Below are 9,172 nucleotides of genomic sequence, written 5' to 3' on the forward strand. Positions count from 1 at the left end.
AGCTTAAAGCCCCGCCGATTTTTTGATGGATTTTAAAGTTCCGATTTTGATGTCTTCGTTCGGATGAGCAACTGGGAAGGTCTTTCCTGTTTTTGGTGAGTACCAAATCTGATGAGACCCTTTGCCCTGCCTAACGAGATAACAACCGTTAGCTTTAAGCTCCTTGATTAAGTCACGTGAGTGCATGCTTCCTCCTGTTATCTTAATCAAGGTTAATTATATACACATTTACACATAATGCAAGTATTATTTATTTAAACGGAGAAAAAATGCAAGACCAAATAGACAAAGCCAATGAATTAGCGGAAAAAGAGCGAGAATTTGCACTTGCAAAACTACGCAACAAACCAACCGCTTGCAGTTTAACGCACTGCCAAGATTGTGACGAAGTGATCCCCGAGGCTCGCAGAAAACACGTTATCGGTTGTACACGTTGCATCGACTGCCAACAAATTTACGAACACAAAGCCAAAGGTTACCGCAAATGATCAAACCCGAACGCCTACGCAAACTACTGACACAAAGTATTCCCTACTTTGCCAATAATCCTGAGCAACTCCAGCTGTTTTACAGCAACGGTAAAATTCAGACTACGGGGGCGAACTCTTTGAGCTATCAGTATCATTACGAGTTAGAGATTATCGTTACCGATTTTCCCGACCACCCTGATTTACTGTTTGTGCCAGTGATGGAATTTGTACGAGAACAGCAATCGGAGCTAATCTACAATCCAAATAGCCAAGATAAGATCAGCTTTGAGATTGATCCAAATAACAACGCCACTCACGATATTTACATTAAAATTCCTTTAACCGAACGTGTCATCGTGCAACAACAAGGCGAGGCGTATCAGGTTCACCACGCCAACGAACCACAGCCGACAGACTGGCAACCGATTGAAAAAATCACCATTTTTGTCAAAGGCGAAAAAGTGTATGAGCGAACAGTACTGGAGCAATAATGGCAAGCGATGATATGTTACAAGTGAAAGCAGCATTTGATGGATTATTGCAAAATATCAGCAAATCACGCCGTCATTTACTCTACCAACAAATCGGGCGAGAGCTGGCAAGAAGCCAACGCAGACGGATTAAAGCACAACAAAACCCAGACGGCACTGCCTTCGCCCCACGCAAACCCCAAAAAAAGCCGAAAAGGGAGCATTAAACAGCAAGCAATGTTCCGTAAAATCGCCACGCCCCGATTTATGAAGTTACGCAGAACAGCTGAAGGCATTGAATTAGGTTATAGCGGAAGTGATGCCAACATTGCCAATGTTCACCAGTATGGCTTGCGTGCAAGAGTTAATCGCCGAGCAGATTGGAAAGTAAAATATGAACAACGGGAATTATTAGGCTTTAGTGATGAAGATATACAGATGATTGAAGATTTTGTGATTAAGGCGTTAGCTGATGGGACGTAAAAAAGCGGTCGAAAATGACCGCTTGTAACTAGATTTCTGTTCTTCGAGAGAATAGTTTAATAGTCCCTTCTAGTATGGCAATTATAATCATAATGAAAGGAGAAAAGAACAATGAGATTACACAAGCACTGACAACAGAAATAAGCAACCAAAATATAATGCTGATTTCAGATAATGAGTAAAGAGCATAACACATTATAGGAGTCATAATAAAAAGCCAAAGGTAAATTACTACATCTTCAATATTATCAATAGCCCACATAACAGCTCCTTTAATTAAATTACTTATCTAAGGAAATAATATGAGTAAAGACTTAAAAATTCAAGTGCAATTATCTGCGATGGATAAATTAACTGCCCCATTTAAAAATGCTCAGTCGGCAGTGAGCAAATTATCCCAGACGCTAAAGCATAATCGGGGTGTATTCTCCGAATTAAAAAAATCCTATGAGCAAAATGAAGCTCAAATTAAAAAATATGCAAATACGCTAAATCCACTCAAAGCAAAATTAAGTGAAAATAATGCGTCACTTAAAAAAGCCTATGCGGAAGTTAGACGTATGGAAAATGCAATGAAAGGAATGGCAAATCCTACCACTGCTTTTGTAAAACGCTTAGAACAAGCGAAAAAGATGGTTGCAAGCCTACAACAAGAGCAAACTAAAACTAAACAAAAATTACAAGCCGCTCGTGCGGAATTTGCTAGAAACGGATTTGAAGCATCGAAAATGTCGCAAAAACAGAGTGAGTTACGTCGTCAAATGCGAGAGGCTAATCAAGCGATAGATCAACAGCGACAAAAGCTAGAACAGTTGAATAAAAAAGCGAAAGAAAATGCTGTGTTTAATCAAAAACTAGATGCGTTGCGAACGAAAGCAGAACAATATGCTAATATCGGTGGACGAGCAACAGCGGCTTATGGTCATTTGAAAGATAAAATTGCAGTCCCTGTTTCTGAATTTGCCAAAGCTGAAACCGCTGCAACTAATCTTAAAGTGGCGATGATGGGTAAAGGTGGCACTGTTTCCGAAGATTTTGAAAAAATCAATCAACTTGCAGTCAATTTAGGAAACCGCTTACCAGGTACAACAGCAGACTTCCAAAATTTAATGACAATGTTGGTACGACAAGGTATGTCAGCTCAAACTATTTTGGGCGGTACGGGTGAAGCTGCAGCATTACTTTCTGTTCAGCTTAATATGATGCCTGAACAAGCGGCTGAATTTGCCGCTAAAATGCAAGATGCCACTCAAGGTACAGAAGTTGAAATGTTGGATTTAATGGATACTATCCAACGTGGCTTTTATGCTGGTGTAGATAGCACGAATATGCTTGGTGCATTTAAAAACCTTGCTCCTGCACTGTCTATTCTTAAAGTTAAGGGTAAAGAAGCAATGGACGTACTCGCTCCGCTAGTGGCTCAAATGGATCAGGCAGGAATGGACGGTATGGCATCGGGTAATGCTCTGCGTAAGGTATTTCAAAAAGGATTAGATGTTGAAAAAATACAAAAAGCATTGTCTGATTTGAAAGGGGATAAACTGATCGACCAAAAATTTAACCTTGATTTCACAGATGGTAAAGGAAATTTCGGGGGATTAGATAAGTTATATAAAGAGTTAGAAAAACTCAAAGGACTGAATGATGTTACTCGTACAGCAGTAATCAAATCCATCTTTGGTGATGATGCGGAAGTCAATACCGTACTTTCATCAATGATTGAAAAAGGCAAAGCAGGTTATGAAGAGTTTGCACAAAAACTTGCAAACCAAGCAACACTTAATGAAAGGGTGAATGCTCAACTAGGTACTTTGTCGAATATTTGGGACTCTGCAACAGGGACATTTACAAATTTAATGGCAGGAGTGGGTGAAGCTATAGCTCCGCAACTTAAAGAATTAGCCGAATGGTTTGGACAAGTATCTGAAACGATATTGTCTTGGGTAAAAGAAAATCCTAAATTAACAACAGGTATTATGGCTACAGCCGTAGCAATCACTGCTTTAGTCGGTATTACTGGAGTGCTAGCTTCTGCATTTAGTTTCTTACTTTTTCCAATCGGGAGAGTCATTTTATCGTTAGGTCATTTGGGGAAAGTTTTTAATTTAGGAAAAGCCCTACTCTTTGGCAAAACCCTAGCAGATGGATCACAGAAAGCAGGATTATTTGCCAAAGCAGGTAATTTATTAAGTCGAGTATGGAAAGCAATCCCTAGTGTCTTTTCTAATGTATTAAAAGTGGGACGTTTCTTATTTTCTGGGCTGATTACGGGTATTCGTATGGTAGGCATTGCTTTTGCAGCAAATCCTATCGGGGCTGCAATTACTATTGTACTTGGTATTTTAACCTTACTTTATCTTAACTGGGATAAAGTCAAAAATGCCATTGGCACAGCGTGGGATTGGCTTAAAACTAAATTTGCAGATAGTTGGTTTGTGCGTGCAATTCAGGGCATCATCTTCGCTATAAACAACTGGGATTTGGTTGTTAATACTGTCATTAAGTCTATTGGTGATAAATTTGACAGTTTGAAAAAGAAAATCACAGAATTATGGGACGGTATCGGAAAATCCATCACGAATGCGTTTAATAGTGCAATGGAATTTTTAGGGTTAGAAACTCGGATTAACGGTGTTAGTGATGGTGTGGCAAAAGCAGCAACCACCATTGTTAAGCCTGCACACGCTAAACAAATTGAAGAAACCGCAAAAATGGCTGCTAATACTGGCTTTTCAAGTGGTGGCTACACAGGCAACGGGGGTAAATACGAGCCTGCAGGTATTGTGCATCGGGGCGAATATGTAATGACCAAAGAAGCAACCGCACGCTTAGGCGTAGCCAATCTCAACCGCTTAAATTACGGTGGAATGGGAGCCATTGCCACAATGGCAGGAGCGGTCGCAATGGCTCAACCAATGCCTACAATTCAAGTGGATAATCGCCCACCGATTGCGACAGCCCAACACGCTAAACCTAGCCAAGCGGTTAATCAGCATATCCAAATTACGATTAACGCAAGCCCAAACCAAAACGAAGCAGAAATCGCCCGACAGGTGCAAAAAGCCTTAGAGCAAGCCCAACGCAAAGCCGAGGCAAGAACCCGTAGCAGTTTGCGAGATCGGGGTTAATTGACAACCTAAACATAAAAGCGGACAATGTGATCAAGTGTTGTCCGTTTTTGTAGGAGAATAAAATGCGAATTACACAAGTACAGCCAATGCCAGTAGTTGTTCAGCCGATAATCCTGACTAAAGTTGTTGAATATCCGCATCAACCATTACGCAAAGTGCCGTTATTGAGCCAAGAAGATGTTAGAATTTTTGCGAATATTGAGAAAAAAACCAAATCAATGACGATTGATGACTTAATGCAGATGATGGGTATCAATTAAATGGATATTGTTTACACACAATTATTCGCACACACTTTTGATGATGAAACTGCTATCCGCACCTTTGTTGAACGTTTCCAAAATTGGAAAGAAGGTGGTGAAGATAGCAGTTATTATTTTGGGAAAGATGGCTTTTATAGCCCGATTCGTTCAGGGTTAAAGCACGTTCATCTAGTGCCTGTGATTGATGTACAAGCAAAAAGAAATTGGGATAGAAATTGGAAAATAGGGAATCGCCGAACAAGTGATACTTGCTTGGTTTATGTGGAAGATCAACAAAGCTACTTACTCATTGCTATTTTACCTGAACCACTTGCTCACGCCATAGCCGAACAAAGAGAAGAAAAACATCGAAAAACAATGGTTTATTTTTGGCAAATTGCGGAACAATTTTTTTATTATCGAAAAATCATTGCCTAATATCTTTGCAAATCAAAGCGACTGCGGTCGCTTTTTCTTTCTCTGTTAAACCCCAAACCACAACGCCCACCGCTCGCCCTACGCTTAAAGAGTGCCGACAATATCGCTATTTTTAACTGCCGATATTTCCAATGACTGAACCCAACCGCACCGAACTACTCCGCCGATTAGATAATTTGCTCCGACTTGGCACGATTGCCGAAGTTGATTACCTCAAGGCATTAGTGAAAGTCCAATCGGGCAATATTTTAACCGATTGGCTACCTTGGGTTGCCTTTCGAGCTGGCACAACGCAAAGCTGGTCGCCACCAACAACTGGCGAACAATGCCTTGTGCTTGCCGTCAGTGGCGAATTGACGACAGCGGTCGTGCTTGTGGGAATTTATACCCAAAACGCCCCAAACCAAAGCCCCGATGAGCATTGCATCAAGTTTGCGGACGGAATGGAGCTGAAATACAACCAAGCAAGCGGTCATTTAACGGTGAAAAATTGCAAAACGGCTAACATTCAAGCCACAAACAGCATTACCGCAGATACCCCGAGTTTCACTTGTACAGGCAATGTCGTAATTCAAGGTTCGCTTAGTGTGAAAGGAGCCATCAGCACACAAGGTTCGATGACTGCACAAGGCGAAGTCAGTGGAAAAGGGATCAAACTCTCTACGCATACACACAGTGGCGTGGAATCAGGCGACAAACGAACAGGCACACCGAATGGATAAAAAAACAGGCTTAACTCTCCTAGATGAAAACGCCCATATTCGCCAATCGGTTGCGGATATTTTGCTTACGCCGATTGGTTCTCGGGTAATGCGAAGAGAATACGGTTCTCAACTGTTTGAATTGATTGACCGCCCGTTAAATATGGCACTGGCTTTACAAATTGCAGCGGCATCGGTAATGGCGTTAAAGCGTTGGGAACCACGCATTGAAATTACTCGCTTTAAAATTCACTACGACCCGAATTACCCAAACCAAGTAACCGCTGATTTAGACGGCATTAACAAAAATAATCAGACCAAATTAGCCTTTGCTGATTTGGCGTTACGATAACTAGGGGCAAAAATGAGCCAACTCATTGACCTTTCAAAATTACCAGCTCCCGATGTGATAGAGCAAATTGATTACGAAACCTTACTTGCGGAACGTAAGGAAAAGTTTATTTCGCTCTATCCTGAAAGTGAGCAAGCCTTTTGGCGACAGCGTTTAAGCCTTGAGTCTGAACCGATTGTGAAGTTGTTACAAGAAAATTGCTATTTGCAAATGCTAGAACGCCAACGGATCAACGATGCCGCAAAAGCGACAATGCTCGCTTATGCTACAGGCACTGACTTAGATGTCATCGCAGCGAATTACAACGTACAACGCCTTGTGATACAAGCCTATGATCCAAGTACACAACCGCCTACCCCTGAAATTTTAGAGAGTGATACCGATCTCCGCTTGCGTGCTCAATTAGCTTTTGAAGGATTATCGGTGGCTGGCCCTCGTTCTGCTTATGTGTTCCACGCCCTTTCGGCTCACGCTGAAGTGGCTGATGTGTCGGTGGTTTCACCTTCTCCTGCGAATGTCACGGTAACGGTGCTGTCTCGTGTTGGCAAAGGCGTGCCAAGCGAAGCTGTGCTTTCTGCGGTGCGAACAAAATTAAATGATGACAATATTCGCCCGATTGCTGACCGAGTGTTAGTACAAGCAGCAACGGTGCAAGATTACCAAATTAACGCCCGTTTACATCTGTTGCGAGGCCCTGAATATGAACCTATTCGCCAACAAGCCCAAAAACGCCTGGAAGAATATGTACAAGCAAGACGACGTTTAGGGCGAGATATTACCCTGTCGGGCATTTATTCCGCCTTGCATATTGAGGGTGTACAGCGAGTGGAGCTGATACAACCGAGCCGAGACATTATTTTAGCTAACGATAAGGCAGGTTACTGCACCCAAATTCAGCTAGAGGTGGTGGCATCTGATGATTACTAACCCAATCGCTCCCCATACACCACTGCTCCCCACTGGCTCAAGCCCACTGGAAAAACGAGCAACAGAATGTTTACAACAAGCGGTGCGAAACCCAATTTTAATTGCAGATTTAATTAACCCTGAACGTTGCCCCGAACCGCTATTACCCTATTTGGCGTGGGCCTTTTCGGTGGATAAATGGGACGAGCATTGGAGTGAAGGAGCAAAACGCATTGCGATTAAAAATGCGTTTTTAATCCATAAACAGAAAGGCACGATTACCGCACTTCGCCGAGTAGTTGAACCAATCGGCTATATTGTGGAATTAAAAGAATGGTGGCAAGAAAGCCCACCTGCTACTGCAGGTACTTTTAAACTTACCGTTGAAGTCAGCGAAACAGGCTTAAATCAACAAACCAATGAAGAACTTATCCGCTTAATTGAAGATGTCAAACCTGTTTCACGCCATTTTACCCTTGCGATTGCGATCACCCCAGTGGGTGAAATGAATGTGTTTATGGCAAGCCAAATGGGCGAAATTATTACGGTTTATCCTTAATTTGAAAGACAAAAAGAGAGATTATGAGCAAAACGTATTATTCAGTACTGACCACTTACGGCTCACAGCTTTTTGCCAGTGCAATGGCAAATCGCCAAGCGGTGAATATTCGCCAAATGGCAGTGGGTGATGGTAACGGCAGAGCGGTTACGCCCGACTCTGCTCGTACTACCCTAGTGCGAGAAGTGCATCGAGCGAATATCAGTGCAGTATCGCCTGACCCGAGAAATAACAAACAAGTGATTTTTGAGCTAACGATTCCTGAAAATGTGGGTGGTTTTTGGATTCGTGAAATTGGCATTTATGATGCACAAAATCGCCTAGTGGCTTATGCAAACTGCCCTGAAACCTTTAAACCAAGATTAGAAGAAGGGAGCGGTAAAATTCAGGTGATCCGAATGGTGCTACTGGTTAGCTCATCAAATGCGGTTACTCTTACTGTTGATGATAGTGTCATTTGGGCGACCCGAGGGCAACTGACCCCGAAAACCATTACCGCTAATTCACAAAATAGCGTAGATAGCACAGGTCACACCCACGCGATTGATTCAGCCAGCACCACCCAAAAAGGGATTGTGCAACTCAATAACACCCTAACCAGCACCAGCCAAGAGCAAGCCTTAACGGCTGCACAGGGGAAGGTGTTGAATGATAAAATTACACAAAATGAGCAAAAAACGCTCGAACTTACCAATCAAAAAGTCAATAAAACCGATGTGAGCGATTCCGTAAGCTCCAATTCACAAACCACCGTTGGTTCATCTCGTGCGGTGAAAACCGCTTATGACAAAGGCGTGGAAGCGAAGAATACGGCAGATAATGCTCAAAATTCTGCCAATAACGCCAACAATAATGCAAATGGCAGAGTGTCGAAATCAGGCGATACGATGACGGGTGATCTTGTTGTCCCTTATTTAAAAACAACAGGGCAATATCTTTCTGTTACAGCTAAAAATAATCAGTTTGCAGGCTTAGATGTGATTCGGCAAGGCAATATAGGAAATTGGCTTTCTCGTATTGAAGCATTACCCGATAAAAGATGGAAATTTTGGACGGAAGGTGGTTATGATGTTTTTGTACCAAACAGAAATGGAACTCTTGCTCTAGACGAAGATGTTCGCAATAAGGTTGCTAAAACAGGCGATGAAATCAATTGGCTGCGTGTTATTAATGATAATTCGGTATTACATCTCAAGAGTCGTAATAGTGCTGGTGCTTATATTGATTTCTCTGTTTGGAACAGTTCGTACGCACACTCCAGTATTGAGTGTATTGATGTGGGTAATTGGGCAACAGAGCTTCGCTTCCATACTACGCCACAAGGTGATGATTACAACAGCGACCGCCGTCATCACGTTGCAACAATCAACCCTAATGGGGCGATATGGGCGAAAGAATATGGTGTACAACCCAAACATCG

The 9,172-nt window shown here is 42.3% G+C and carries 11 protein-coding genes and 1 pseudogene; 11 read left to right on the top strand and 1 reads right to left on the bottom strand.

Going from position 1 to position 9,172, the window contains the following annotated elements; genetic code table 11:
• Window positions 1–3: 3 nt before the first annotated feature.
• A complete protein-coding gene (locus A1D25_RS03025) occupies window positions 4–186 on the bottom strand; it encodes a type II toxin-antitoxin system HicA family toxin (protein ID WP_157394227.1) in 183 nt (60 codons plus the stop codon).
• Between the two features lie 83 nt (window positions 187–269).
• Here A1D25_RS03025 and A1D25_RS03030 point away from each other — a divergent pair, with 83 nt between their 5' ends.
• The 11 genes and pseudogenes from A1D25_RS03030 to A1D25_RS03085 form a co-directional block, all read left to right on the top strand.
• Window positions 270–488 carry a TraR/DksA family transcriptional regulator gene (locus A1D25_RS03030; protein ID WP_157394228.1) on the top strand — a complete coding sequence of 73 codons (219 nt, stop codon included), beginning with the start codon at window positions 270–272 and terminating at the stop codon, window positions 486–488.
• The gene (locus tag A1D25_RS03035; RefSeq protein WP_157394229.1) at window positions 485–961 is read left to right on the top strand and encodes a phage tail protein; all 477 of its coding nucleotides are present in this window, start codon (window positions 485–487) and stop codon (window positions 959–961) included. The genes A1D25_RS03030 and A1D25_RS03035 overlap by 4 nt, the downstream gene beginning before the upstream one ends.
• A pseudogene (locus A1D25_RS03040) lies at window positions 961–1,423 on the top strand (phage virion morphogenesis protein). The gene A1D25_RS03035 and the pseudogene A1D25_RS03040 overlap by 1 nt, the downstream one beginning before the upstream one ends.
• Window positions 1,424–1,725: 302 nt before the next feature.
• Window positions 1,726–4,551, top strand: a complete 2,826-nt coding sequence (locus tag A1D25_RS03050) for a phage tail tape measure protein (protein ID WP_157394231.1) — start codon at window positions 1,726–1,728, stop codon at window positions 4,549–4,551.
• 65 nt (window positions 4,552–4,616) lie between these two features.
• Window positions 4,617–4,814, top strand: a complete 198-nt coding sequence (locus A1D25_RS03055; protein ID WP_157394232.1) for a hypothetical protein — start codon at window positions 4,617–4,619, stop codon at window positions 4,812–4,814.
• A complete protein-coding gene (locus A1D25_RS03060; RefSeq protein ID WP_157394233.1) occupies window positions 4,815–5,234 on the top strand; it encodes a type II toxin-antitoxin system YafO family toxin in 420 nt (139 codons plus the stop codon).
• 131 nt (window positions 5,235–5,365) lie between these two features.
• Window positions 5,366–5,956 carry a phage baseplate assembly protein V gene (locus A1D25_RS03065; protein WP_157394234.1) on the top strand — a complete coding sequence of 197 codons (591 nt, stop codon included), beginning with the start codon at window positions 5,366–5,368 and terminating at the stop codon, window positions 5,954–5,956.
• Window positions 5,949–6,287 carry a GPW/gp25 family protein gene (locus A1D25_RS03070; protein ID WP_157394235.1) on the top strand — a complete coding sequence of 113 codons (339 nt, stop codon included), beginning with the start codon at window positions 5,949–5,951 and terminating at the stop codon, window positions 6,285–6,287. The genes A1D25_RS03065 and A1D25_RS03070 overlap by 8 nt, the downstream gene beginning before the upstream one ends.
• A gap of 12 nt (window positions 6,288–6,299) precedes the next feature.
• Window positions 6,300–7,214, top strand: coding sequence for a baseplate assembly protein (locus tag A1D25_RS03075; RefSeq protein WP_157394236.1), 915 nt, complete (start codon window positions 6,300–6,302; stop codon window positions 7,212–7,214).
• Window positions 7,204–7,752 (top strand): phage tail protein I, encoded by a 549-nt coding sequence (locus A1D25_RS03080; RefSeq protein ID WP_157394237.1) that lies wholly within the window; start codon window positions 7,204–7,206, stop codon window positions 7,750–7,752. The genes A1D25_RS03075 and A1D25_RS03080 overlap by 11 nt, the downstream gene beginning before the upstream one ends.
• A 23-nt stretch (window positions 7,753–7,775) precedes the next feature.
• On the top strand, window positions 7,776–9,172 hold a 1,397-nt coding region (locus tag A1D25_RS03085), incomplete at its 3' end, for a phage tail protein (RefSeq protein WP_205420573.1).

Source organism: Ursidibacter arcticus, assembly GCF_009761375.1.
GTDB lineage: Bacteria > Pseudomonadota > Gammaproteobacteria > Enterobacterales > Pasteurellaceae > Ursidibacter > Ursidibacter arcticus.